Source organism: Streptomyces sp. NPDC050560 (assembly GCF_044457285.1).
GTDB lineage: Bacteria > Actinomycetota > Actinomycetes > Streptomycetales > Streptomycetaceae > Streptomyces.
On the sequence record NZ_JBITGT010000007.1, the window covers coordinates 395,708 to 419,468 of the forward strand.

General features: G+C 72.8%; 23 protein-coding genes and 1 pseudogene. 6 read left to right on the plus strand and 18 right to left on the minus strand.

The genetic code is table 11. The features are described from left to right. Window positions 1–13: 13 nt before the first annotated feature. Window positions 14–472 (plus strand): hypothetical protein, encoded by a 459-nt coding sequence (locus ACIBIW_RS18880; protein ID WP_399337458.1) that lies wholly within the window; start codon window positions 14–16, stop codon window positions 470–472. 39 nt (window positions 473–511) lie between these two features. Here the strand turns inward: ACIBIW_RS18880 and ACIBIW_RS18885 are convergent, their stop codons facing one another. From ACIBIW_RS18885 to ACIBIW_RS18905, 5 genes are read right to left on the minus strand one after another with little or no spacing between them, the layout of a single operon-like run. Beyond that, window positions 512–856 (minus strand): hypothetical protein, encoded by a 345-nt coding sequence (locus ACIBIW_RS18885; RefSeq protein ID WP_399337460.1) that lies wholly within the window; start codon window positions 854–856, stop codon window positions 512–514. Beyond that, window positions 856–1,980: a zinc-binding dehydrogenase gene (locus tag ACIBIW_RS18890; RefSeq protein WP_399337462.1), complete on the minus strand. Its 1,125-nt coding sequence runs from the start codon at window positions 1,978–1,980 to the stop codon at window positions 856–858. Before ACIBIW_RS18890 ends, ACIBIW_RS18885 begins: the two co-directional genes overlap by 1 nt. After that, entirely contained in the window at window positions 1,968–3,185 is a 1,218-nt protein-coding gene (locus tag ACIBIW_RS18895; RefSeq protein ID WP_399337464.1) for an NAD(P)/FAD-dependent oxidoreductase, read from the minus strand. Before ACIBIW_RS18895 ends, ACIBIW_RS18890 begins: the two co-directional genes overlap by 13 nt. Then, window positions 3,186–3,392: a ferredoxin gene (locus tag ACIBIW_RS18900; protein ID WP_399337466.1), complete on the minus strand. Its 207-nt coding sequence runs from the start codon at window positions 3,390–3,392 to the stop codon at window positions 3,186–3,188. After that, window positions 3,389–4,795 carry a Rieske 2Fe-2S domain-containing protein gene (locus ACIBIW_RS18905; RefSeq protein ID WP_399337468.1) on the minus strand — a complete coding sequence of 469 codons (1,407 nt, stop codon included), beginning with the start codon at window positions 4,793–4,795 and terminating at the stop codon, window positions 3,389–3,391. The genes ACIBIW_RS18900 and ACIBIW_RS18905 overlap by 4 nt, the downstream gene beginning before the upstream one ends. Before the next feature lie 334 nt (window positions 4,796–5,129). On the opposite strand from ACIBIW_RS18905, the gene ACIBIW_RS18910 reads away from it, so the two are divergent. Continuing rightward, entirely contained in the window at window positions 5,130–5,921 is a 792-nt protein-coding gene (locus tag ACIBIW_RS18910; RefSeq protein WP_399337470.1) for an IclR family transcriptional regulator, read from the plus strand. Between the two features lie 74 nt (window positions 5,922–5,995). Here the strand turns inward: ACIBIW_RS18910 and ACIBIW_RS18915 are convergent, their stop codons facing one another. From ACIBIW_RS18915 to ACIBIW_RS18935, 5 genes are all read right to left on the minus strand, one after another. After that, complete coding sequence (locus ACIBIW_RS18915) at window positions 5,996–7,015, minus strand: amidohydrolase family protein (protein ID WP_399337472.1); 1,020 nt, start codon at window positions 7,013–7,015, stop codon at window positions 5,996–5,998. Between the two features lie 157 nt (window positions 7,016–7,172). Continuing rightward, window positions 7,173–8,036, minus strand: a complete 864-nt coding sequence (locus ACIBIW_RS18920; RefSeq protein ID WP_399337474.1) for an ABC transporter permease — start codon at window positions 8,034–8,036, stop codon at window positions 7,173–7,175. Next, window positions 8,033–8,959: an ABC transporter ATP-binding protein gene (locus ACIBIW_RS18925; protein WP_399337476.1), complete on the minus strand. Its 927-nt coding sequence runs from the start codon at window positions 8,957–8,959 to the stop codon at window positions 8,033–8,035. The genes ACIBIW_RS18920 and ACIBIW_RS18925 overlap by 4 nt, the downstream gene beginning before the upstream one ends. A 19-nt stretch (window positions 8,960–8,978) precedes the next feature. After that, complete coding sequence (locus tag ACIBIW_RS18930) at window positions 8,979–10,091, minus strand: ABC transporter substrate-binding protein (RefSeq protein WP_399337478.1); 1,113 nt, start codon at window positions 10,089–10,091, stop codon at window positions 8,979–8,981. Between the two features lie 354 nt (window positions 10,092–10,445). Beyond that, window positions 10,446–11,474, minus strand: a complete 1,029-nt coding sequence (locus tag ACIBIW_RS18935; RefSeq protein WP_399337480.1) for an AI-2E family transporter — start codon at window positions 11,472–11,474, stop codon at window positions 10,446–10,448. A gap of 149 nt (window positions 11,475–11,623) precedes the next feature. On the opposite strand from ACIBIW_RS18935, the gene ACIBIW_RS18940 reads away from it, so the two are divergent. Further along, entirely contained in the window at window positions 11,624–12,280 is a 657-nt protein-coding gene (locus ACIBIW_RS18940; protein WP_399337482.1) for a nucleotidyltransferase domain-containing protein, read from the plus strand. On the opposite strand, the gene ACIBIW_RS18945 is transcribed toward ACIBIW_RS18940, so the two are convergent. Then, window positions 12,277–13,002, minus strand: a complete 726-nt coding sequence (locus tag ACIBIW_RS18945; RefSeq protein ID WP_399337484.1) for an SDR family oxidoreductase — start codon at window positions 13,000–13,002, stop codon at window positions 12,277–12,279. The genes ACIBIW_RS18940 and ACIBIW_RS18945 overlap by 4 nt on opposite strands. A gap of 97 nt (window positions 13,003–13,099) precedes the next feature. Between ACIBIW_RS18945 and ACIBIW_RS18950 the strand changes: the two genes are divergently transcribed. Further along, on the plus strand, window positions 13,100–13,690 hold the full coding sequence (locus ACIBIW_RS18950; protein WP_399337485.1) for a TetR/AcrR family transcriptional regulator: 591 nt from the start codon (window positions 13,100–13,102) through the stop codon (window positions 13,688–13,690). A 17-nt stretch (window positions 13,691–13,707) separates the two neighbouring features. On the opposite strand, the gene tgmC is transcribed toward ACIBIW_RS18950, so the two are convergent. From tgmC to tgmA, 4 genes are read right to left on the minus strand one after another with little or no spacing between them, the layout of a single operon-like run. Further along, window positions 13,708–14,868, minus strand: coding sequence for an ATP-grasp peptide maturase system methyltransferase (tgmC, locus tag ACIBIW_RS18955; RefSeq protein WP_399337487.1), 1,161 nt, complete (start codon window positions 14,866–14,868; stop codon window positions 13,708–13,710). Then, on the minus strand, window positions 14,865–15,203 hold the full coding sequence (locus tag ACIBIW_RS18960) for a hypothetical protein (RefSeq protein ID WP_399337489.1): 339 nt from the start codon (window positions 15,201–15,203) through the stop codon (window positions 14,865–14,867). The genes tgmC and ACIBIW_RS18960 overlap by 4 nt, the downstream gene beginning before the upstream one ends. Beyond that, window positions 15,187–15,828: an MvdC/MvdD family ATP grasp protein gene (locus tag ACIBIW_RS18965; protein WP_399337491.1), complete on the minus strand. Its 642-nt coding sequence runs from the start codon at window positions 15,826–15,828 to the stop codon at window positions 15,187–15,189. The genes ACIBIW_RS18960 and ACIBIW_RS18965 overlap by 17 nt, the downstream gene beginning before the upstream one ends. A 1-nt stretch (window position 15,829) precedes the next feature. Further along, a complete protein-coding gene (gene tgmA, locus ACIBIW_RS18970) occupies window positions 15,830–16,093 on the minus strand; it encodes a putative ATP-grasp-modified RiPP (RefSeq protein WP_399337493.1) in 264 nt (87 codons plus the stop codon). Window positions 16,094–16,258: 165 nt separating this feature from the next. Here tgmA and ACIBIW_RS18975 point away from each other — a divergent pair, with 165 nt between their 5' ends. Then, window positions 16,259–16,423 (plus strand): hypothetical protein, encoded by a 165-nt coding sequence (locus ACIBIW_RS18975; RefSeq protein WP_399337495.1) that lies wholly within the window; start codon window positions 16,259–16,261, stop codon window positions 16,421–16,423. Between the two features lie 63 nt (window positions 16,424–16,486). Here ACIBIW_RS18975 and ACIBIW_RS18980 read toward each other — a convergent pair whose 3' ends face one another. Continuing rightward, the gene (locus ACIBIW_RS18980; protein ID WP_399337497.1) at window positions 16,487–17,458 is read right to left on the minus strand and encodes a pirin family protein; all 972 of its coding nucleotides are present in this window, start codon (window positions 17,456–17,458) and stop codon (window positions 16,487–16,489) included. 125 nt (window positions 17,459–17,583) lie between these two features. Continuing rightward, the gene (locus ACIBIW_RS18985; RefSeq protein WP_399337627.1) at window positions 17,584–19,857 is read right to left on the minus strand and encodes a SpoIIE family protein phosphatase; all 2,274 of its coding nucleotides are present in this window, start codon (window positions 19,855–19,857) and stop codon (window positions 17,584–17,586) included. An 811-nt stretch (window positions 19,858–20,668) separates the two neighbouring features. Between ACIBIW_RS18985 and aspS the strand changes: the two genes are divergently transcribed. Continuing rightward, complete coding sequence (gene aspS / locus ACIBIW_RS18990) at window positions 20,669–22,459, plus strand: aspartate--tRNA ligase (RefSeq protein WP_399337499.1); 1,791 nt, start codon at window positions 20,669–20,671, stop codon at window positions 22,457–22,459. A gap of 76 nt (window positions 22,460–22,535) precedes the next feature. Here the strand turns inward: aspS and ACIBIW_RS18995 are convergent. After that, window positions 22,536–23,755: pseudogene (locus ACIBIW_RS18995) on the minus strand (RNA polymerase sigma factor). Between the last annotated feature and the right edge of the window lie 6 nt (window positions 23,756–23,761).

A 23,761-nucleotide genomic window follows, 5' to 3' on the forward strand; every position in this document is an offset into this window, starting at 1 on the left:
GAGGAGCGCGCCCATGGCCCACGCGGCACCCACCACCACACGTACCGGACAGACGGCACGGCGGCCCGCGGGCGGCGCGGACGCCCGGCGTGGCGTGCGCCCCGGCTGGCACTGGCCCGCCCTGCTCGGGGTCGCGTACGGCCTGTGGGCCTTCGCGATCAACCGCCATGGCGGGCCCGTGACCTGGCAGAACATCCTCTTCGGCATCGTCGGCGCGCTCGTCTTCTGCGCGGTGTGCCTCGCCCTCCACAAGGCGGCGCCCCGGCTGGCCCCCGAGGTGCGCGCCGCTTCCTGGGCGGTGTTCCTCGGCGCCGCCTTCGGCTTCCTGTACGCGCAGAGCAACCACTCGATCTGGCGCACCTGTGTGATGGGCCTGATAGCGGGCGGCAGCACCTTCGTCTGGGCCTACTACGTGTACGAGAACGTGACGCCGCCCTGGCGGCAGCGGCAGGAGCGGCGCCGGGTGGAGTGACCCCAGGGGGCAGTCCTGGGGGAGCGGTCCGGGCCGGGCTCACAGGCGCCGTACCACCTCCTCCACCGTCAGCCCGCTGAGGCCCGCCGTGCCGCCCGGGAGTGCCGGGCGGTCGACCAGCGGGCCGGGGCCGCCGTCGCGGCAGCCCGCCACGATGAGCCGTACCCGCAGCTCCTCCAGAAGGTCCGCGGCCTCGACGGCCGAGGGCGCCTCGACCACGCAGCCCGGTATCTCCGGGTACTCGGCGCGCCGCACCCAGGTGCCGCTGTCGTCGACCACGGAGGAGAACACCGCGACATGGGGCACCGCGAGCAGCCACCGCACCCGCTCCTCGAAGCCGCCGTCGGGGCCCGCCGCCCCGTTCACACCCTCGTGGGCCGCCATCACACGCCTCCCTCTCCCCCGGTGTCCCGCCATGGATCGACCGTCACGTGCACACAGTCGGCGCCCGCCGGTTCGCCCCCGGTGGCACGTATCGCCCGGTCCACCTCGGCGAGGCCGAACGAGCGGCTGCACATCGCGCCGAGCCCGTGGCGCTCCTCGGCGAGCACCGAGACCGCCCACTCGACGGCACGGTGGCTGTGGCCGCGCACCCCGCGCAGCGACAGGCACTTCCACTGGGCGGCGCGCAGCGGCAGCCCGTCGGCGGTGTCGGGCGCCGTCGACATCAGCACCGTGCCGCGCTGGCCCGCCATGGCGACGGCGGGGCCCAGGGTGGCCGCGTCGCCGCGCGCCGTGTCGATGACCAGGTCGACGCCCGCGCCCCGGGTGAGGTCGGCCATCGCGGCCACCACGTCGTCGCGCTCCGCGTCGAGCGTGAGGTCGGCGCCGAGGCGGCGCGCCAGGTCGAGCCGGTGCCGGTCGCCGCCGAGCCCGGTGACGGTGACGTGGTCGGCGCCCGCGAGCTTCGCGGCGAACGCGCAGGCGATGCCCTGCTGCCCGGGGCCGAGCACGACCACCGACGTGCCGGGCCGCGCGCCGCCCTCCAGCACGGCCCACTCGTAGCCGTTGGACACCGGCAGCGCGAGCGCGAGCCGCTCGGCGGGCACATCCTCGGGCACCCGGTGCAGCACCGAGTCGGGGTGCAGGTAGAGGTACTGGGCGTAGCCGCCCCAGAGGGCGGGGGCGACGGTGACGGGGGTGCTGCCGTAGCGGATGCCGCCGCCGCGCGAGTCGGTGGCGGCGCAGTAGCGGTAGTCGGTGGTGCGGCAGCGGTCGCAGTGGCCGCAGGGCAGGTACTCCTCGACGGCGACCCGGTCGCCCTCCGCGAGCCCCCAGCGGCGCGCGGCGCCCGCGCCGAGCCGCACCAGGCGGCCCACGTTCTCGTGGCCGAGTATGCGGGCGGGCGCCGTGCGCGCGTAGCCAGCGACGTCGGTGCCGCAGACGCCCGCGGCCTCCACCCTGAGCAGCCCCGCCTCGTCGCCCACGTCGGGCAGCGGGAACTCGCGCAGCTCGCTCCTCCCGGGGGCGACCGCGACGCTGGCGAGCGCGGTGGTCACATGCGGCATGGGCTGCCCTCCGTACTGGTACGCGGCGCGTCCAGGGGCAGCCCCCGGGCGACACCGCGGCGGTAACGGCCGAGCCTGGCGGGGCTGTTGACGCACAGCACGCCGGACATCCGGCCGCTCGGGTCGGTGTGCACGGCGACGAAGCGCCGCTCCTCGGGGCTGCCCTCGACGAGGTGCGCGGTGCCGGTGGGGCGGCCCGCGTACTGCACCTTGGTGCCGTACTGGTCGGACCAGAAGTAGGGGACGGCGGTGAAGCCGGGGGCCGCGGCGCGGCCGAGGAGCAGCGCGCGTGCGGCGGCCTCGGCCTGCTCGACGGCGTTGCTCCAGTGCTCGACGCGCATCGCGACGCCGTAGCGGGGGTTGTACCAGCGGGCGACGTCCCCCGCGGCGACGATGCCGTCGGCGCCGAGCGCGGTGCAGGTGGCGTCGAGGAGGACGCCGTCGGTGGTGTCGAGGCCGCTGCCGGCGAGCCAGGCGGTCCTGGGGACGCTGCCGACGGCGGCGACCACGACGTCCGCGGGCACCCGGCCGCCGTCGGCGAGCGCGAGCCCGTACGGCTCTACGGAGGCGACGGCGGCGCCGGTGCGCAGCGTGGTGCCGTGGTCGCGGTGGAGCGTGGCGAGCCGGGCGCCGAGCCTTGGCCCGAGGGCGCGTTCCAGCGGGGTCGCGGCGCTCTCCACCAGAGTGACGTCGAGCCCGAGCGCCCGGCAGCTCGACGCGATCTCACAGCCGACGAACCCGGCGCCGACGACGGCGACCCGGGGCGAGGCGCGCAGCGCGCGGCGCAGCGCGAGCGCGTCCTCCACGGTGCGCAGCACGAACACCGGGGGCAGTCCCTGGCCGCCACGCAGCACCGCGGGGCGGCGGGGCGCGACCCCGGTGGCGATGACGAGGCCGTCGTAGGTGAGGGCCCTGCCGCTGTCGAGGGTGAGGGTGGCGGCGGCCGGGTCGAGGGCGGTGGCGTGGGTGGCGAGGATGAGTTCCGCGTCGAGCCCTGGCGCCGCGCGCAGCCTGGCGGACTCGGCTTCCGCGCCGGTCAGTACGGCCTTGGAGAGCGGGGGGCGGTCGTAGGGCGGGAAGTGCCGTTCGGCGCCGACCAGGGTGAGGTGGCCGTCGTAGCCCTGGCGGCGCAGCGCCTCGGCCGCGCGGAGACCGGCGAGCGAGGCGCCGACGACGACGATGCGGCGCGGCGCGCGGGGGGCCATCTAGGCGCCGTCCCCGGCGGGTCCGATGCGCAGGGCCTCGACGGGGCAGCGGCGCGCGGCCTCCTCGACGGCCGGGCGCCGCGACTCGGGCGGGTCCTCGTCGAGGAGGTGGACCACGGCGTCGTCGCCGACCTCGAAGACCTCGGGCGCGGACTCCTCGCACTGGCCGTGCCCCTGGCACAGCGGCAGGTCGACCTCGATCCTCATGCGCGCTCCCCCGTACGTGCCGTGCTCGCACCGGGCGGCGGGTCCGCGGGCGCCGTGGCTGCGGGTGCCGTGGCTTCGGGCGCCGTAGCTACGCGTGCCGGGTCCGCGTAGAGCGCCGGGTCCGCGCGGCGGCTGTCGCCCGTGGCCGCCACCCAGGAGGTCTCCTTGGGCAGGACGACGCTGGTGGAGCGGACCCGGTGGGTCGCGGGGTCGAGCCCTGGCGGGGCGGCGCCGGACTCGGCGAGCGCCCGCGCCCCCGCGAGCAGCCGCCTGCGGGCGGCGATGATGCCCGCGTCGGCGCTGCCCAGGTGCTCCTCGGAGCGGTCGACGACGGGGCCCATGCTCTCCTGCATCGCGGAGTCCTGCATGGCGATGCCCGCGATGCCGCTGTAGGAGACGTCGGCCTTCTGGAGCACCCGGCTGATCTGGTAGTCGTTGTCGGCGTTGCGCACCGGGTCGAAGGTGCCGGGGATCAGCTCGGCGTGGATGTGGCCGCCGGTGCGGTAGTAGTCGTACTGCTCCTTGCGCAGGGGCTCCTCGGGGACATAGCTGATGTTCCACGTGAAACAGGTCTCGTCGTCGACGGGCACCCAGGCGTGCGCGGCGATCGGCTCGTGCTCGTCCCTGGGCACCATCGTGTACCAGGGCATGAGCCACTGGGTGATGCGCCAGTAGTGGTCGCCGGTGTCGGTCTCACGGCGGGCGCCGAGGAGGAGGCCGTAGCCGGTGGGCTCGACGAAGAACTTCGGCGACCCGGTGGCGAGGTGGCGGCGCGGGCCGCGGGTCTGGTGGGTCCACGGGGGGCTCCACAGCGGGGCGTCGGAGTGCAGGAACGACACGTGGCTGGAGTCGAGTCCGCCCTCCATGGCCTGGAGGTACGAGCAGCGCTGGCGCCGCTTGGAGACGTAGCGGTGCGCGTCGGGCAGCATCGCCCACTCCAACTCGGGCAGCTCGGGCTGGAGTTCGGGCGGCCCGAGGTAGACCCAGACGATGCCGCCGCGCTCCCTCGCGGGGTAGGCGCGCAGCCGGATGTGGTGCTTGAACTTGCTGGTGGGCGGCTCGTTGGGCATGTCGACGCAGTGGCCCTCGCGGTCGTACTTCCAGCCGTGGTACGAGCAGCGCAGCCCGGTGGTGCCGTCGCGGGAGTCCTCGCTCTCGGTGCGGCCGTAGAAAAGGGAGGCGCGGCGGTGGGCGCAGAACTCGCTGAGGACGCCGACGGCGCCGTCGTGGTCGCGGAAGGCGACGAGGCGTTCGCCGAGGAGCTTCAGCCGCAGCGGGGGCGAGCCCGGCTCGGGCAGTTCCTCGCCGAGCAGCGCAGGCACCCAGTAGCGCCTGAGCATGTCGCCCATCGATGTGCCCGGGCCGACCCGGGTCAGCAGCTCGTTGTCCGTGCTCGACAGCATCCGCGTCTCCTGGAGTGGTGTGCCGGGGCGGGCGTGCGCCCGGGGTGCGGTGGGGTGTGCGTGGCCCGTCCCGTGCCGGTTCCCGCGGGCGGGTGCCGGGTGTCTGCGGCGGTCGCGCGGGGCAGAGTGCGCCAGGTCGGGGCCTGGGCGGGTGACGGCGCGGTGCGGCGGGCGGGTCCCCTGGGCGGGGCCCGGGGGCCGGGGCCGTGCGGCGCGTCGGCGGCCGTTGTCCGGTCGACTGGCGCCCGTCGGCCTATCGCCTTGTGATAATCTCACGATCACTGAGTGATTCTCAGTGTTCTCCGGCTCTTCCGCCCTGTCAAGAGGTCGCCCGATGCCCCGAACCGATCCCCCCGACGCCGAACGCCCCGCCGGCTCCGACAGCGCGCGCCGCATCCTGGAGATCCTGTTCGCGTTCACCGAGCAGCGGCCGCGGCGCACCGTCAAGGAGCTGTCCGCCGACCTCGGCATCCCGGCGCCCTCCGTGCACCGGTACGTCGCCCTGCTGCGGCAGATGGGCCTCGCCACCGACACCCGCAAGGGGCTGTACCAGCTCACCCCGCGGGTGCTGCTGCTCGGCAGGGCCGCCAGGACCGCGAACACGCTCCTCGAACTGGCCGCGCCCCATCTGGCGGGGCTGGCCGCCGAGTTGGACGAGACGGTGCTGCTCGTGCAGTTCATCGCGGGCCTCCCGGTGTGTGTCGACCGCTGTGAGTCGAGCCGGGTGCTGCGGCTCTCCTTCCAGCCCGGCCAGATGCTGCCGCCGCTGCGCGGTGCCAGCGTGAAGGTGCTGCTCGGCGGCCTCACGGCGGACGAGCGGCGGGCGTACGTGGACCGCATCGTCCGCCAGGGCCAGGCGGCGCCGCCCCCCGACGACTGGGAGCGCGAGGTGGAACTCGCCGGGCGGCAGGGCTGGTCCACCAGCACCCAGGAGGTCGACGAGGGCGTGTGGGCCGCCGCCGCGGCGGTCCGCGAACACGGCACCGTCGCCGCCTCGGTGTCGGTGCCGTGCCCCGAGTTCCGGCTCACGGACGACGGGCGCGCGGCGATCCTCGCCAGGGTCCGCGAGACGGCCGACGAACTGTCGGCCGCCCTGGAACGGCACGGTCCGGCCGACGGCACCTGAGCCTGAACCAGGACCGGCGACGCGCCGTTCCCCCTGCTCCCCTGGCCGCCGAGGCGTCGCCCCTGCAAGGCGCCTCAGAGGCCCAGAAGCCGTTCGGTGTTGCCGTGGAAGATGGCCTCCTGCTCCTCGGTCGTGAGGCCGATCTCCTGGAGGTTCTTGATGGTGGCCCTGATATAGCCGGGGCCGCGCTCGGGGTCGTAGGGGCTGTCGGAGCCGAAGAGCACGTGCTCCGTGCCGTAGAAGTCCACACAGCACCGCAGCGCGTGCGCCGCGCCGAACATGGCGGTGTCCGCGTACATCATCCGGAAGTACTCGACGGGCCGCTTGCTCAGCTCGTAGCCGGTGACGTCGGCCTTCTGCGACTCGGGCGTGCGCGCGCCCAGTTGGTCCCAGCCGGGTCCTACACGCCCCGAGAAGTGCGGGACCATGCTGCCGCCGTGGTGGATGAGCAGCTTCAGCTCGGGATGGCGCTCAAGCACCCCGGAGAACACGATCCTCGCCATGAACGCCGACAGGTCGTACTCCCAGCCGAACGTCCACCAGATCTCGAACTTCGAGCGGTCCTCGCCCGGGTAGTCGTTCCACTCCGAGCTGCGGCACGGGTGCACCTGGAGCAGCTTGCCAAGCTCGGCGGCGCGCGCCCAGAACGGCTCGAACTCCGGCTTGTCCATGGGCTCCGAGTGCACATGGGTGTATATCTGCGCCCCGAGCGCGCCGAGTTGCCCGACCGCGTAGTCCAGCTCGGCGACCGCCGCCTCGGGGTCGTCCATCGGCACGCACGCCATGAACCCGGCGAAGCGGTCCGGGTGTTCCGCGACCAGCGCGGCCATCGCGTCGTTGCCGATACGGGACATCTCGCGGGAGACCGCGAGGGAGCCCAGGTCCTCCACGGGCGGCGCCGCGATGTTGATGATCTGCCGGTACTCCTCGCCGAACTCGTCCATCTGCCGGAAGCGGACGTCCATGTCGTACAGGCAGGGGATGTGGGAGACCCGCTTGCGCAGGTTCGCGGCATGGCGGGACGAGTCGAGTTCGAAGAACCGCCGGTAGTACGGGGCGGGCATGATGTGGCAGAAGGCGTCGAGCTTCTTCACGAGGGGGTTCTCGCTTTCTCGGGGAGCCGCGGGGCGTGGACGCTGGGGTGCGGGGGCCGCCGCGGCGGCGGGCGCGGACGTGCGCCAGGCCGTGGGAGCGGCGTCGGCCGCCCGGCGGGCGGGACCGGCCCGGCGCCCCACGGGGGCGGCGCGGCCCTCACCGCCGCTCCACCGCCCACGGCACGACCGCGCGCTCCAGCTCCCGCAGCAGCAGGCTGGTGGCGATGCCGATGAAGCCGAGCACGAAGAGGCCGACGTACATCGTCTCCACGCTGAACAGCTCCCAGGAGTGCTGGATCATGTAGCCGAGGCCGTCCTGGGCGCCGACGATCTCCGCGATGGCGACGAGCACGAGCCCCATGCCGAGCCCGAGCCTGAGCCCGGACAGCACCAGCGGCAGGGCGCCGGGGAACGCCACGTAGCGCAGGTACTGGGCGCGGCCCGCCCCGTAGTTGCGCGCCACGTCCACATACGCGGACTGGATGCCGAGCACGCCCGCCATGCAGTTGAGGACCACGGGGAAGAACACCCCGATGGCGACGAGCACCCACTTGGACGCCTCGCCGAACCCGAAGATCAGCAGCAGCAGCGGCATGATCGAACTCTTCGGGATCGGGTACAGCATCGAGATCACCGGGTCGAGCATCAGCCGCAGCGGCCTGATGAAGCCCATCCCGAGCCCGATGACGACCCCCGGCACCCCGCCGACGACGAACCCGATGAGGACGCGCCGCACGGTGACATACGTGTCGTAGCGCAGCGTGCCGCCGGAGCCGAGCTGCTTCACGAACTCCTGGAACACGGCGCTCGGCGCGGGAAAGAACCGCTGGTCGACGAGGCCGGTGCGGGCCAGCACCTCCCACAGGGCGAGGAAGAGCACCGGCGAGAGGAAGGTCAGCAGCCGCTCCTGGGCCGACGCGGAGACCCGTACACCGCGGGCGCGCGCGGTCTGCCTCCGTACGATCCGCGCCCCGTCGCCCGCGGCGGGCGCGGCACCGGTCGCGGCGGTGGTCTGACTCATCGCGCGGCCCCTTCCGCGGCGGCCGCGGGGGCCGGGGCCGTGTCGGCGCCCGTCGCGGTGCCGGTGCCGGTGCCCGCGGCCGTGCCGGTGCCGGTGCCCGCGGCCGTGCCGGTGCCGGGCGGTGCGGGCGCGCCCGGTTTGAGGGCGGTCCAGATGCGGTTGATGAGGTCGCCGTAGTGCGCGTCCCTGCGCAGCGAGAGCACGTCGCGCGGGCGCGCGAACGGCACGTCGAGCACGGTGCTGATCCTGCCGGGGCGCGGGGTCATCACCAGCACCCGGTCGGCGAGCGTCAGCGCCTCGTCGAGGCTGTGGGTGATGAACACGACCGTCTTGCGCGTCGACTCCCAGAGCTGGAGCAGCTCCTGCTGGAGGGTGAACTTGGTCTGCTCGTCGAGCGCCCCGAACGGCTCGTCCATCAGCAGGATCTCGGGGTCGTTGGCGAAGGCGCGGGCGATCGACACCCGCTGCCGCATGCCGCCGCTGAGCTGGTGCGGATAGGAGTCGGCGAACCTGGTCAGGCCGGTGCGCTCCAGGTAGTGCCCGCTCTGCCGGGCCCGCTCGCGCCTGCCGATCCTGCGCAACCGCAGCCCGAACTCGACGTTCTGACGCACCGTCATCCAGGGGAAGACGCTGTCGCCCTGGAGGATCATCGAGTTCTCCGGGCGGGCCGGGTCCTTCCTGACGATGGTGACCTCGCCGTCGTCGTGCCGCTCCAGGTCGGCGAGGATGCGCAGCAGCGTGGTCTTGCCGCACCCCGAGGGCCCGACCACGGCGAGGAACTCGCCCTGGCGCACCTCGAAGCTGAAGTCCTCGATCGCCGTGACGTCGTGGCCGCCCGCGACGAACCGCTTGCGGACGTGGCTGAGTCCGATCTTCACCGGCCGCTCGGCCGAGGTGCCCTGCGGCGCTGGTCCGCTCGGCATGGGTGGGCTCCTTCGCTTGTCAGCAGTGGGCGTGGGCCGCGGCCTTGACGTAGTCGAGGTCGACGAGCTTGTCCGCGGGCACCGTCCGCTTGATCTCGCCGAGGTTCCTGAAGGTCTCCACGGTGTGCTCGATGCTCTTCACGTCGGGCACGGCACCGTCGAACAGGCCCGGCGGATGGGCCTTTTCGAGCACCTTCACATCGGTGTGGGTGTAGTCGGCCATGATCTCCATGACGGCGCCCCTGTCGCCGCCGTCGCCGCCCCCGCCGCCCTTCTCCGCCTTCGGCTTCGGCGCCATGGCGGCCAGGTAGTCACGGGCGCCGCAGACGTACGCGTTCATGAACGCCTGGGCGAGCTTCGGATTCGCCTCCGACCAGCGGGTGTTGTAGAAGATCGTGGCGTCCTGCTCGTCCGGGGCCACGTCGTAGGCGGACTTCCAGGGCACCGCGTAGCCCTTCTGGACGGCGAGGGCGGCGTTGGGCTCGCTGAGCCAGGCCGCGTCCACCGCGCCCTGGTCGAGGGCGACCGTCACATCGGTCGAGGCCATCGAGCTGAGCTGGTCCTGCGGCTTCGGCAGCCCGGCCCTGCGCAGCACGTCCACCACGCTCGCGTACGGGGCGGTGCCGACGGCCGTACCGACAGCGATCTTGCGCCCCCGCAGATCGGAGAAGTCCTTGATGCGCCCCGCCAGGTTCTTGCGGACGACGAACTGCTGGGAGCCCAGGTCCTTCGACGGAAACGAGCCCTTGTCGGCGGTGATGACGAGCGGGGTGCCGCCCGCCACCGCGTTGACCAGGCCCGCGCTGAAGGCGCCGCCTCCGACGTCGAGGTCGCCCGCGGCCATCGGCGCCACCATGGCGCCGCCCGAGGCGAACTTCTGGATCTTCAGCGTGATACCGGCCTTCTTGAAGTAGCCGCGCTTGTCCGCGATGGCGATCGGGGCGTCGCTCATCACCCCGAGCAGCCCGATGTCCACGCTCTGGCCGCCGCCGCCCGCCGTGGTGTCGTCGGCCTTGCGCGGGTTGGCAGGTTCGAAGCCGCCCGCGATGACCGTCAGCGCGGCCGCGGTGACGACCACGGCCACGGTGGTACGCCGGACGAGCCGGCCCTTTCCGTGGAGCGTCTGGAACACGGGTCCCCCTTCACGCCACGCCTGCGCACGGGGCGGCGGCGGGCTGGAAGTCGGAGTAAGGGGTGTGGAGAACGGGGTGCGAGGTGCGGGTGGAGACGGAGATGGAGCACGGGTGCGGGTGCGGGTGCCGGTCGCGGCGGGGGAGGTTCCCGGGAGGCCGACACGGGCCTTGGGACTCCACATGGCGATAACGCCGAACTCGCTCTGTGCAAGCATCGTTCTCCGGGCGCCGTGGGGGTGTCAACCCTTGTGCACGGTTCGCCCGGATCGGCCGGTCATCGGGCCGCAGGCGTGCGCCCGGTGGGGAGGGGGCACGTACGGCGGGGCGACACGGTCGCTCCCGGGGACGCGGGCTCAGTGCGCGTAGCGCTCGCGCAGCTCCGACACCACTCCGAAGACCGCCGCCGTGAGCGGCACCGCGAGGAGCATGCCGAGGATGCCGGCCACGGTGGCGCCCGCGGTGATCGCGAGGAGCACCGCCGCCGGGTGCATCTGCACGGTGCGGCTCTGGATGACCGGCTGGAGTACGTGCCCTTCGAGCACCTGCACCGCGAGCACCACCCCGAGCGCCCACAGCGCGATGGCGAAGCCCCGGTCGGCGAGCGCCACCAGCACGGCCGCCGTGCCAGAGACGAACGCGCCGAGATACGGCACGTAGGCCCCCACGAACACCAGCGCCCCGAGGCCGATCGCCCCCGGCACCCGCAGGACGGCGAGGCCGACGGTGATACAGAAGGCGTCGATCAGCGCGATCAGCGTCGTGCCCCGCATGAAGCCCTCGACCGCGCGGAACGCCCGCCGGGCCATCGTCTCCACCACGTCGGCCCTGCCGCGCGGCGCGAGCGAGCGCAGCGCGCGCATCGCGCGCCCGGCGTCGCGCAGGAAGAAGAAGACGAGCAGCAGCGCGAGCACCGCCGTCGCCACCGTCTGCCCCACCAGGCTGATCCCGTTGATCACCCCGGAGGCCGCGCTGCCGCCGAACCTGCCGAGGAGCTGCTTGGCGTTGTCGGTGATGTCGTCGAGCGAGGTGCCCGGCGCCCCGACGTGCCGCGCGACCGTGTGCACCGCGTCCCGTACCGAACGCAGGATCTGGTCACCGGTGTCGATCAGCGAGCTGACCACGACGTACGCCACCGCGCCCACCGCGGCGACCACCGCCGCACAGGTGAGCCCCGCGGCGAGCGATACGTTCAGCCTGGCCGCGACCAACCACCGGTAGAGCGGGCGCAGCAGCGCGGTGCCGAGCAGCGCCAGCAGGACCGGCGTCACGGCGGCCTTCAGGGTGACGCAGAGCCAGATCCCCACGGCGGCCACGCCGGTGGCGAGCAGCGCGAAGGCACACCAGGCCGCCGCACGCTGGATGGCCGGGGGAAGCAGAGACACGCCCCCATCCGAACACCGTCCCCCCACGCCCGCACGGCATTCACCCCCGAGAGGGTGAGCCGCCCCCTGCCCGACACGGCCTCGCATCCCGGGCACCCGTCCTCCACGGGCACCGTTACGGAGCCGGGCCGCGGGGGTAGCTTGGCCCGGTGACCCAGATCTTGCCGCCCGGTGGTGCCGCGCTCGACGCGGGTGAAGCGGATGCGCGCTGGGCGGACGCCTGGCGTCCCGAGCAGGCCGCCGAACGGCTGGACGGGGTCGGCGTGCCCTGGTGTGTCGCGGCGGGGTGGGCGCTCGACCTGTTCCGCGGGGAGCAGTCGCGCCCGCACGGCGACCTGGAGATCGCGGTGCCCGCGGCGGCCTTCCCCCGGGTCCGGGACCGCTTCCCCGAGTACGCCTTCGACGCGGTGGGCTCGGGACGGCTCTGGGCGGCGCCGACGGCCGAGGCGCTGGAGGCCACCCACCAGACCTGGCTACGGGACCCGGCGACCGGTCAGTTCCTCCTCGACGTGTTCCGCGAGCCGCACGAGGGCGATATGTGGATCTGCCGCCGGGACGAACGGCTGCGGCTGCCGTACGACGCGATCATCGAGCGGACGGTGGACGGAATCCCCTATCTGATCCCGGAACTGGTACTGCTCTTCAAGGCCAAGTGGACGCGCCCCAAGGACCTCACGGACTTCCACGGGGTGCTGCCGCTGCTGGACCGAACGCGCCAGGACCGCCTGAGCGAGTGGCTGGAGCGCGCACATCCCGGACACCCGTGGCTGGCCGAGCTGACATCGCGGCAGGAGACCGTCGGCTAGCTCCCGGCGAGGACAGCGCCTCCGTCCACGGTGAGCACCGTTCCGGTGACGAAGCCGTTCTCCATCAGGTACAGGTGTGCTGCGGCGATCTGGTCGGCCTCTCCTGTCGACTTGGTGAGCGTCTTCTCGGCAAGGGTCGCGAACAGCGCCGCCCGCTGCGGCTCGGGGACCGGGTCCCACAGCGGCGTGCGAATCGCCCCCGGCCGCACCGCGTTGACACGTATCGGGGCAAGCTCGGCGGCCAGTCCCCGCGTCAGGCCCTCCGTGGCGGCGGCGGCACCGGCGGCGAGCGCCGCACCGGGCGCGGGGCGGACGGCGACCGTCCCGGACGTCAGCACGATCGAGCCCCCCGGCCGGACGCGCCGCGCCGCGTGCTTGACCGCGGTGACCGCCCCCCAGAAGCGGACCTCGAACAGCTCCCGGGCGGCGTCGAGGGGCAGGTCCGCCAGCGGTCGCGGACGCACCGTGTCCCCCGCCGTGTAGACCAGGTGGTCGAACTCGCCGACGCGGTCGGCCAGGGCGGCGACGGCAGCCTCGTCGCGGGTGTCGACGACGGCCCCGTCGCAGGTGTCGGGCAGCTCTGCGAGCGCGGTCTTCAGACGCTCCTGGTCCCGCGACGCGATGGTGACCGCCGCCCCGGCCGCCGCCGCGGCGCGGGCCGCGGCAAGACCCATCCCGGAACTGCCGCCGATGACGACGATGCGCCGACCTGAAAGAACCATGGTGCCTACTCCTCTGCCACGAAGGTGATGACTCACTGAGACATCAGAATAGTAGCGGTGATGACCCACCGAGTCATCACTCGTTAGGATGGCAACCATGCCGAGATGGGACCCACACGCCGAAGACCGGCTCCGCGAGGCGGCGCTGGAGCTGTTCCTGGAGCATGGGTACGAGAACGTCACCGTCGCGGAGATCACCGAGCGGGCCGGGCTGACCCGGCGCTCGTTCTCCCGTTACTTCGCGGACAAGCGGGACGTGCTGTTCGCCGGTTCCGACCGGCTTCCGGCCGTCCTCGCCCGCTCCGTGCGGCACGCCGACGACACCCTCTCGCCCTTCGAGGCCCTGCTCGCCGCCCTCCTGGGCGTCGCCGACGGGCTGGGCGACCAGGCCACGCTCGCCGCCCAACGGCGCGCGGTCGTCAGGGCCAGCCCGGAATTGCAGGAACGGGGACGTACCAAGTTCGCCGCCGTCACGGCCGCGGTGGCGGACGCGCTGCGGGAGCGGGGCGCCGCCGAGTCGCAGGCGACGCTGCTCGCGGAGGTCGGCGTCGCCATCTTCCGCACCGCGTTCGAGCGCTGGACCGACCGTCCGGACGGCGTCGGTCTGCCGGCCCGCGTCGGGGAGGCGGCCGCCGAACTGGCCACCGGCCTCGGCACGGTGGACTTCACCACGCTGCCCCGCCCGTGACACGGCGACCTGGCACCCTAGACAGGCAGCGCCCATTTCGGCCCACGCGGTGAGTGGAGCCAGACCTCCTGGGCGTCCGGAGTGATGGTCATTCCGAACTCGCTCAGGAACGGCGAGCCGTGACGCTGCCACGTAGTGACCGAGTCCTCGACGGCATTCCAGAGGTCAAGCGGTCCGCGCTGGACCACCGTCCAGCCCTCGCCACTGGCGGCCGAGCGGACTCGCGCCTGGGACCCCGTGGAAACGTCGAGCAGCACCTGCTCGGCACCCGCCCCGAGCCGTTCCGCCGAGGGCGCGGCGAGCTGCGCGACGAACCGACCGGTCCAGTCGTCGAGCAGGGCGGGGTCGATGCGGCTGGGTCGCTCATGCCCGGGCAGGAACTCAAACGGCCCGTGCGGTGGGTGGTCGTGGGGCCGGGCAATCATGAACGAGGTGTAGCCGGGCAGGAAGCGCCCCTGTGCGGTTGCGCCGTTCCCGACTGTGAGACGGACGAGTCCGTACGCGGCACCCCAGCCGGAGAGAGTGACGAGCAACGTGCCCCCGGTGGCGATCTGCTGGAGCAGGCCATACGGGACATGCCGCATCGAGCAGAACGCGATGACGACGTCGTACGGTGCTCGGTCGGGGCAGCCGCGCAGGCCGTCGGCCGTGATGAGCGTCGGAGCGTAACCCGCTTCGCCGAGAGCCTTACGAGCGCGCTCGGCCGCGTCCGCGTCGGTCTCGATCGAGGTCACGTTCCCTTCTCCGGCGACCTCGCAGACGTAGGCGGTCGAGAGGCCCGTTCCCGTGCCGATGATGAGCACGCGCTTACCACGGGCGATGCCGGCCTGCTCGATCATCCACAGAACAACGCCTGGCAGTGTCGAGGACGAGGTGGGGCTGCCTCCGGTGACAGGGCCGCCAGCGTTCTCGGCGAGTACTCCGTCGATCTGCGTCACCCACGTCTGATTCCGGTACGCGAGGCGTAGCCACTCGTCGGCAGGAGTGCTGTCGCGGCTCAGAGGTGTCCAGACCGTGACTCCTGGCGGTTTGCTCGGCTTGTAGACAGCGCTGCCGAGGAACACCTCGCGGGGGACGGTCCCGGCCGCGCGGCGTACCTCGGGGTCGTGCAGGACATCATCGGCGACGAGCCGCGCGACAAGTCGACGGCGCAGCTCGACGGCGGTATCCCGGGTCATGCTGTGTCGCCTTTCCGGAGAATGTCGGCGAGTGCATTCGCGATGGCGCGGGTTGTGCCCTCGTCGACGAACGCCCATTGTCCATTGGGGTTGCATTCGAGAAACCACCATCGGGCCGCTGCGTCAAGAGCGAAGTCGAAAGCGCCGAAGTGGAGCCCGAACGCATGAAGGAAGGCCCGTGCCGCATCACGCACAGGGCCCGGGACAGAGACGGGCGAGCAGGTGATCAAGCCTTGGTCCTGGCGCCAGTCAAGGTGATCGCCGTCGATGTCGATGCGGCTCGCAAACGCTTCCCCACCGACCATGGCCAGGCGGACGTCAGCGACCTTCGGCACGCAGACTTGGAAGAGGTGGGGGCACGACGCGATCGAGTCGTCGATTTTCCGCCCGGACGGCGCGCACCCAGACGGTTCGGTTTCGGCCGTCCTGGCATGCAAGGTGCACGCGGTGCACAGGCTTGTAGACCACTGTCCCGTGCTCGGCCACGAACTTGCCGGCATCCGCCGGTACATCGGTAATCAGGGTATCGGGGAGCAGGAAGCCCGAGCGGGCCGCAGTGGCGAGTTGAAGCGCCTTGTTCTCGGCGTCGCGGCTTCGTGTCGGGTGGTTGACGTACAAGGCTCCCGGAAGCGCGTGCAGCACCCCCATATAGCCGTGCCGGGACTGCTCGATCGCGAATCGCCGCTCAGCAGTCTGCGCCTCCTGCGGGCTGCCGAAAGGCGTCGGGCGGCGCCAATAGACGGAGCGGACGCCTGCCAGGTCGAGTCGCCGGGTCGAGGTGGTGATGTCACCGGTGAAGGCACCTCGTTCGATCCGGGCACTCATGTCGGCGGTCCGCGGAAAGTCGACGGAAGGGTCGAGCCGCACGGTCCGGACACCCCGGCCGTACAACTCTTTCAACACCAGGTCCGCTGTTACGTCACCAAGCGCGGTGACGACAAGAACCGGTGTCTCGACCATGTCAGTCCGAGTCACTGTCCTCGGTCAGGTCTTCGTCCGAGGGCGGGGGCGGATGGGGACCGCCGCCGTCGGACGATGTCGCGGTCTGGTTGGCGGTGGCCGTTCCGGTGCCGTGCCCGCCCATCTCAACTCGGTCGCCGTTCGCGTCAAGGTAGCGGGTCGTCTGCGTTACCGGGTCCAGCTCCGTCTCGACGTAGGGCACTTGGGAGATGTCGGGATACAGCGCCAGTCGCTTGACACCCCAGGGCACCGTGGGAGTGGGCACGTTTCTCCTTCACGACAGGTGTTCGTCGGGTGGCGCTGCCCATTCGGCCCGTGGACCGATGCATGGCCAATCCATTCCAGCGGTCAACAGATTCGAGGCCACGGGGGAGTTACGTCGAAGTGGGTACGGTTCCGCCTGGCAATGACCCACCGGCGACGACACAGTGTGACTGTACCGCTACCCAAACAGAGGATCAATGGTGATTCGCCGTTCGAGCGCTGGACCGGCCGTCCGGACGGCGTCGGGCTGCCGGGCCGCGTCGTGGAGGCGGCCGTCGAACTGGCCACCGGCCTCGGCACGGTGGACTTCGCCACGCTGCCCCGCCCGTGACACGGGGACCGGGCGCCGGGGGCGTCGTCCGTCGGCCGGACGGCGCCCCTTTCACGACGCCGCCTAGAGGCCGCCCTCGGTCATGCCGTGTACGGCGGGGATCGTGCCGAGGCGGCCCTTCTGGAAGTCCTCGAACGCCTGCTGCAACTCGGCCTGGGTGTTCATCACGAACGGGCCGTAGTGCGCCATCGGCTCCCTGATCGGGCGCCCGCCGAGCAGGACGACCTCCAGGTCGGGGGTGTGCGCGTCCTGCTTCTCGTCGGCGCGCACCGTCAGCGACGAGCCCGCGCCGAACACCGCGGCCTGCCCCGTGTGCACCGGCCTGCGGGCGGGTCCGACGGAGCCGCGCCCCGCGAGCACGTACGCGAGGCCGTTGAAGTCCTCCCGCCAGGGCAGGGTGGCCTCGGCGCCGGGGCGGACGGTGGCGTGCACCATCGTGATCGGGGTGTGGGTGATGCCGGGCCCCTCGTGACCGTCGAGGCCGCCCGCGATCACCCGCAGCAGCGCGCCGCCGTCGTGGGTGGTCAGCAGCCGGACCTGGCCGCCGCGGATGTCCTGGTAGCGGGGGTCCTTCATCTTGTCGGCCGCGGGCAGGTTCACCCAGAGCTGGAGCCCGTGGAACAGGCCGCCGGACGCCACCAGTTCCTCCGGCGGCGCCTCGATGTGCAGCAGCCCCGAGCCCGCCGTCATCCACTGGGTGTCGCCGTTGGTGATGGTGCCGCCACCGCCGTTGGAGTCCTGGTGGACGAAGGTGCCGTCAATGATGTACGTCACGGTCTCGAAGCCGCGGTGCGGATGCCAGGGGGTGCCCTTCGGCTCCCCCGGCGCGTAGTCCACCTCGCCCATCTGGTCCATCATGATGAACGGGTCGAGGTGCCGGTAGTTGATGCCGGCGAAGGCGCGGCGCACCGGGAAGCCCTCGCCCTCGAAGCCGGAGGGCGCGGTGGAAACGGCGAGCACGGGCCGCGGCACGGCGTCGGCAGGCGCGGCCACCCTGGGCAGCGCCAACGGGTTCTCGACGGTCACAGCGGGCATGGTCCTACCCCCATCTACTGGTGTCGCCCACTTTAGTTGAATAGGCAACTTCCTACCAGCCCCCAACAACGACCCCCCGGGATTGCTTCCCGGGGGGTCAGGGTCCCGCTGTGGGGGGGCGCCGGTCAGTCCCGCTCGGCTCCGTCGTCCCGGTCCGTGCCTCCGTCGTCCGGTTCTCCGCCGCCGGAACCCTCCTCGGCTGTCCCCGGCCCGTTGTCGAATGCCTCGAAGCCGGCCTCCAGGTTCTCCTCGAAGGCGCTCAAATCCACCTCGTCCGCCGCGTGCACCCCGGCGCCCTCGCCCGGCGTCCCCGCGGCGTCCGCCGCCTCGTCGTCGCCGGGGTCGCCCTCGCGCAGCTCGAACCAGATGCTCTTGCCCTCCCCGCGCGGCGACACCCCCCAGTTGCGGGCCAGCAGCTCCATCAGGACCAGGCCGCGGCCCGAGGACGCCATCTCGCCCGGCTGCTGCTTGTGCGGCAGGTCGTCACTGCGGTCGGTCACCTCCACCCGCATCCTGCGGTGCCCCTTCTCGCCGCTGAGCTGCGCCACCAGCAGTGCGTCGCCGTCGGTGTGCACCAGTACGTTCGTCAGCACCTCGGAGGCGAGCAGCGCCGCCGAGTCGATCTGGTCGTCGTCGGCCCAGTCGTGGAGCAGTTCGCGCAGTTGCTGGCGGGCGCTCGCGATCCGCTGCGGCTCCGCCTGCGCCACCGTCAGCGCGGTGCGCCGCACCGGCGCCGTGCGCTGCCGTGGGGCGCTGCGGTGCAGCAGCAGCACCGCGATGTCGTCCTCCCTGCGTCCCGTCACCGGCCCCGGCGGCCGCTTGTCCGGCCCGTGCACCGCCCCCACCAGGGCGTCGACCAGGCGTTCGAGGTCGCCGGTGCGGTCCTCCTCCATGGTGTGGCGCACCAGGCTCCAGCCGGTGTCGAGGTCGTGCCCGCCGTTCTCGATCAGACCGTCCGTGCACAGCAGCATCGTCTGGCCCTCCTCCAGCACGAAGCGCGTCGTCGGATAGTCCGAGTCGGGGTCGATACCGAGCGGCAGGCCGCCCCTGGTGGGCCGGTTGATGACGGTGCCGTCGGCCATCCGCACCGCCGGGTCGGGGTGGCCGGCGCGGGCGATCTCCAGCATGCCGGTGGCCGGGTCGGCCTCCACGTACAGGCATGTCGCGAACCGGTCGTCGCCGGGCTCCGTACGCCCCCTGCCCTCGGAAGAGCCGTGCGCCACCGACTCGGTGATCCCTGAGAGGAAGCGGGATGCCCTGGTCAGGACCGCGTCGGGGCGGTGCCCCTCGGAGGCGTAGGCGCGCAGCGCGATCCGCAACTGCCCCATCAGCGCCGCGGCCCGTACGTCGTGCCCCTGCACGTCCCCGATGACGAACGCGAACCGGCCGGAGGGCAGCGAGATCATGTCGTACCAGTCGCCGCCCACCTGGAGGCCCCGGCCGGTCGGCACATAGCGGGCGGCCACGCTCATCCCCGGCACCTCGGGGCCGAGCGTCGGCATCATGGTGTGCTGGAGCCCCTCGGTCAGCTCCCGCTGCGAGTCCGCGACGCCCGCCCTGCTCAGGGCCTGCGCCAGCATCCGCGCGACGGTGGCGAGCACCGAGCGCTCGTCGGGCGTGAACTGCACCGGGTAGCTGAACGCCGCCAGCCACGCCCCCATCGGCCTGCCGCCCTCGATCAGCGGCAGGAACGCCCACGACTTGCGCCGGAACTGCCCCACCTTCTGCCAGGCCGCCGGATACCGCTTGCGGTACTCCTGCGGCGACGACAGGTAGACCGCACGCCCGGTGCGCACCACGTCGACGCCGGGGTAGTCCGCGTCCAGCGGCATCTCGCCGACCGGGCTGTCGGGCTCGGCCCCGTGCCCATGGCTGCCGATCATGACGAGCCGGTCGCCCGTGATGCCGAACACCGCGAGCCCGTCCGGCGAGAAGCCGGGCATCGACAGCCGGTCGGCGACCTCCAGCACCTCCTGGGTCGACCTGGCCTCCGCGAGCGCGCGGCCCGCGTCCAGCAGGAACGCCTCGCGCGAGCGCCGCCAGTCGCCGGTGACCGAGGTGTACACGGGGTTGGGTCCCGGCGGCTGCTCGGCGACCTCCTGGAGCATCCCGATCAGCTCGTACGTGTTCGACGCGGGGTCGACGACCGGCCGCGACCTGCTCCGTACGACGCCCAGCTCGGTGCCGTCGGGATCGACCACCCGCAGCCGCCCCTCGGCGAGGGTGCCCTCGGCGATGGCGAGCCTGACGATGCCGTCGATCTCGTTCCAGTCGACCGGGTGGAAGCGGGCGCGGATGGTCTCCGTGGGATAGACCGCCGCCTCCGCCGGCAGCCCCAGCATCCGGCCCGCCTCGGCGTCGACCGCCACCGTCCCCGCGGTCTCGTCCCAGCGCCACATCCCCGTGACGAGCCCTTCGAGCACGTCGCGGACCGGCGGAAGACCCGGGCCGCGGAAGCGGTTCTCCGGCGGCGGCAGCGGGACGCCGGGGGTCGGGCGCGGGAAACGGGACCGCTCGCCGGAGGCGGCGGGACGCTCGGGCGAGACACCGGACGGCCCGCCGGGGCCGTCACCCTCGGAGCCGGAGGACCGGGCGGACCCGGGGGATTCGGAGGACCCGGGGGTTTCGGGGGATCCGGAGGGCCCGGGGGATTCGGAGGGCCCGGGGGATTCGGAGGGCCCGGAGTGTTCGGAGGATTCTGCGGGGGAGCCTTCCGGCCCGGCAGGTGCTGGATCTGCGGGGGAGCCCTCGTCGGCGCCCGCCGCGCCCGCCGCGCCCGCGGGGCCCACCACGCCCTCGGCAGCGCCCCCGGACCGAGGGGGCCCAGGGGGCCCAGGGGTGTCCTGTCGCCGCGCCGCAGCGGGGGCCGCGTTGCCCGCCGCGGGCGGGGACGCGCCCCGGGCAGCATCTCCGACCTGCGGGAGGGGATCTTCCGCGCGCACCGTTCCACTGTAGGAACACCCCGTGCGAGCGGCCACCGAGAGCATCCCGAAAAGCGATCAAGGTCCGGACGGTAACCTTGTCCATCGCCGGTCCTGACAAGGCCCGTCACGCACCGGAGCAGTGCGGAGGGACCCGTACACGCAACCCGAACGGACGTACCAAACACAGCGCACCACGGGCCCCGCCACGGGGCGCCCCGCACCGCCGGGCGCCCGTCCCGAGCCACCCACGGTCACAGACCCTGACGCGAAGACTGGATGAACGACGATGCATCGGTACAGGTCACACACCTGCGGCGAGCTACGCGCCACTGACGTCGGCAGCGACGTCCGGCTGAGCGGCTGGCTGCACAATCGCCGAGACCTGGGCGGCATCCTCTTCATCGATCTGCGCGACCACTACGGCATCACCCAGCTCGTGGCCCGCCCCGGCACCGCGGCCGCCGAGGAGCTGGACAAGCTCTCCAAGGAGACCGTGGTCCGCGTCGACGGCCGCGTCGTCTCCCGGGGCGCCGAGAACGTCAACCCCGAGCTGCCCACCGGCGAGATCGAGATCGAGGCCGCGAGCGTGGAGGTGCTGGGCGCCGCCGCCCCGCTGCCGTTCACGATCAACACCGAGGACGGGGTCAACGAGGAGCGCCGCCTCGAGTACCGCTTCCTCGACCTGCGCCGCGAGCGCATGCACCGCAACATCATGCTGCGCACCGCGGTGATCTCCGCGATCCGGCACAAGATGACCGCGCTCGGCTTCAACGAGATGGCGACCCCCATCCTCACCGCGACCTCGCCCGAGGGCGCCCGCGACTTCGTCGTCCCCTCCCGGCTCAACCCCGGGCGCTTCTACGCGCTGCCGCAGGCGCCGCAGCAGTTCAAGCAGCTCCTGATGGTGTCGGGCTTCGACCGCTACTTCCAGATCGCGCCCTGCTTCCGCGACGAGGACGCCCGCGCGGACCGCTCGCCCGGCGAGTTCTACCAGCTCGACGTGGAGATGTCCTTCGTCGAGCAGGAGGACGTCTTCCGGCCCATCGAGCAGCTCATGACGGAGCTGTTCAACGAGTTCGGCGGCGGCCGCGAGGTCACCTCGCCGTTCCCGCGCATCCCGTTCCGCGAGGCCGTCGCGAAGTACGGCTCCGACAAGCCCGACCTGCGGGCCAAGCTGGAGCTGACCGACCTCACGGACGTCTTCGCCGACTCCGCCTTCAAGGCGTTCTCCGGCAAGCACGTGCGGGCGCTCGCGGTGCCCGGCGTGCAGGACCAGCCGCGCCGCTTCTTCGACCAGCTCGGCGACTTCGCCGTCGCGCAGGGCGCGAAGGGCCTCGCCTGGGTGCGCGTCACCGACGACGCCCCCCAAGGCCCCGAGGGTCAGGGCGGTGTCCCCGCTCTCTCGGGTCCGATCGCCAAGTTCCTCACCGAGGAGGACGTGGCCGAGCTGACCAAGCGCCTCGGCCTCGCCCCCGGGCACGCGGTGTTCTTCGGCGCAGGCGAGTACGACGAGGTCTCCCGCATCATGGGCGCGGTCCGGGTGGAGGCCGCCAGGCGGACCGGGCACTTCGAGGAGGACGTGTTCCGGTTCTGCTGGATCGTCGACTTCCCGATGTACGAGAAGGACGAGGAGACCGGGAAGGTCGACTTCTCGCACAACCCGTTCTCCATGCCCCAGGGCGGCATGGCCGACCTGGAGTCCAAGGACCCGCTCTCCGTCCTCGCCTGGCAGTACGACATCGTGTGCAACGGCGTGGAGCTGTCCTCCGGCGCCATCAGGAACCACGAGCCCGAGATCATGATCAAGGCGTTCGAGATCGCCGGGTACGACCGGGAGACGGTGGAGCGCGAGTTCGCCGGCATGCTCAGGGCGCTGCGCTTCGGCGCACCGCCGCACGGCGGCATCGCCCCCGGTGTCGACCGCATCGTGATGCTGCTCGCCGACGAGCCCAACATCCGCGAGACCATCGCCTTCCCGCTGAACGGCAACGCCCAGGACGTCATGATGGGCGCCCCTTCGGAGCTGACGGAGGCCCGCCTCAGGGAACTCCACATCGCGCTGCGCAAGCCGCAGTAGGCCCCGCCGGGAGTGACACGGCGCCGGGGGCGCGGGCCGCACGGCCCGCGCCCCCGTTCGTGCCCCGCGGCGCCGCTCAGACGGGGCCGAGGTGGTTGAGGCGGGCGGCCTGGCGGGTGAGGTGGTCGCGCTCGGCGAGGTTGGGCGCCTTCAGGGCCGCCTCCGCGTAGCGCCGCGCCGCCCCCGCCGTGTCCCCGTCGCGCTCGTGGAGGTACGCCGCCACGGCGGTGTGCCGGGGCAGCCCCGCGTCCAGCCCCGCGAGCGCGGCGAGCCCGGCGCGCGGCCCGTCCGCCTCGCCGACCGCGACCGCGCGGTTGAGCAGCACGACCGGGCTGTCCGTGAGCCGCGACAGCTCGTCGTACCACTCCACGATCTGCACCCAGTCCGTCTCCCGGACGGTGGGCGCGTCGGCGTGCAGCGCCGCGATGGCGGCCTGGGCCTGGAACTCGCCGAGCCGGTCGCGGACGAGCGCGGCCTGGAGGATCTCGACGCCCTCGGCGATCGCCCGGGTGTCCCAGCGCGACCTGTCCTGCTCGGCGAGCGGCACCAGGCTCCCGTCGGGCGCGGTGCGGGCGGCGCGCCTGGCGTGGTGCAGCAGCATGAGGGCGAGCAGCCCCGCGACCTCGGGGTGGTCGAAGGCGGCAGCGAGCTGCCTGGTGAGGCGGATGGCCTCGGCCGCGAGGTCGATATCGCCCGAGTAGCCCTCGTTGAAGACGAGGTAGAGCACCCGCAGCACCGTCGCCACGTCCCCAGGCCGGTCGAGACGCACCCCGGACACCGTCCTCTTGGCACGGCTAATCCTCCCCCAGAGGGGGGACCCCCAGCCATGGTCGCCTCGGGCACCAGGTGGGCGTGGGCGATCTGGCGGGTAGTGAGCCCGCCGACGGCGCGCAGGGTGAGCGCGACCGTCGCCGACGGGGTCAGCGACGGGTGGGCGCACAGGAAGTAGAGCCGGAGCGTGTCGTCGGCGCCAGGCGCGGGACCCGCCGCCGGCTCCTCGTCCACGCGGTCCTCGCGCCTGCGGCGGGCGGCGTCCGCGCGCGCCGCGTCGAGGAATCGCCGCCAGGCCACCGTGACCAGCCACCCCTGCGGGTCCCGCGGGGGCTGTGACGGCCAGTCGCGTACCGCCTCGACGAGCGCGTCCTGCACGGCGTCCTCGGCCGCCGCGAAGTCGGCTCCGCGGCGGACGAGGATCGCGAGCACCCGCGGGGTGAGGCCGCGCAGCAGCGCCTCGTCGAAGGCGCCGGACGGCGGGTGCGCGGCCGTCGAGGCGGCGGGCCCCGGGTGCTCGGGCATGCGCGG